At 58.1% G+C, this 938-nt stretch carries 1 protein-coding gene, 1 tRNA gene and 1 pseudogene; 2 read left to right on the forward strand and 1 reads right to left on the reverse strand.

Annotation, left to right across the window (positions count from 1 at the left end):
• Positions 1–82 precede the first annotated feature (82 nt).
• Together AC1D2R_RS32160 and AC1D2R_RS32165 are read left to right on the forward strand one after the other, a co-directional pair.
• Positions 83–159: transfer RNA gene (locus AC1D2R_RS32160), tRNA-Met, on the forward strand.
• A gap of 173 nt (positions 160–332) precedes the next feature.
• A pseudogene (locus AC1D2R_RS32165) lies at positions 333–692 on the forward strand (IS110 family transposase); the annotation flags it as partial.
• Here AC1D2R_RS32165 and AC1D2R_RS32170 read toward each other — a convergent pair.
• Positions 690–938, reverse strand: a 249-nt coding sequence (locus AC1D2R_RS32170) for a transposase domain-containing protein (protein ID WP_477972868.1), incomplete at its 5' end; no start/stop codon positions are given. The pseudogene AC1D2R_RS32165 and the gene AC1D2R_RS32170 overlap by 3 nt on opposite strands.

The following is a 938-nucleotide window of genomic DNA, read 5'->3' on the forward strand; positions in this document are numbered from 1 at the left end:
GCCCAATGCGGTCCTTTCTGCGTTCTGACCTATATACAGAACAGAACAAACACATCGAGTGACCAAAAAGGCACTCAGTTGGCGCGGGGTGGAGCAGCCCGGTAGCTCGTCAGGCTCATAACCTGAAGGCCGCAGGTTCAAATCCTGCCCCCGCAACCAAAATTTACGAACGATATCAGCAAGTAAGCCCTCCCATCGTGGAGGGCTTACTTGCGTTTGCGGACGAGCACACTGACCTTGCCCCAAGTGACCTGATGTGGTGGACGGCCTCCGCTCCCGGCATCGCAATATGCCAAGGTGTGGCAGTCGAAGCCACATCAGGAGAAGCGTCCATGGAGAAGGTTACCACAATTGGTCTGGATATCGCCAAGCAGGTATTTCAGGTTCACGGAGTCAATGGTGCTGGCGCGATCGTGTGCCGCCGCAGGCTTCGCCGCGACGATGTCGTTGGATTCTTCAAGGCATTGCCGCCGTGCCTGATCGGAATCGAGGCCTGCGCGACCGGACACCACTGGGCTCGGGTTCTCATGGCACTGGGTCACGAGGCTCGGTTGATGCCGGCGTCTTACGTCAAGCCTTACGTGAAGCGGCAGAAGAACGATGCGACCGACGCCGAGGCGATCTGCGAGGCGGTGACGCGGCCAACTATGCGCTTCGTTCCGGTGAAGAGCGAAGAGCAACGTAAGCGGTTAGCCGATAGCGTCAGCAGTGAAGTTCCACGGCATGAGCAACTCAATGTCTGAGGCTGGCCAGCGATTTGCGATGCGGGTCAGGGTCTGGGATAGCCAGGCGAGCGGATCGACACCGTTCATTTTTGCCGTCTGCAGCAGCGTGGCGATCGTCGCCCAGGTTTCGCCGCCTCCCTCGCTACCAGCGAAGAGACTATTTTTTCTTGTAATTGTTTGGGGCCGGATCGCGCGTTCGACAATGTTGGAGTC

The organism is Rhizobium sp. P1_C7, from assembly GCF_056406295.1.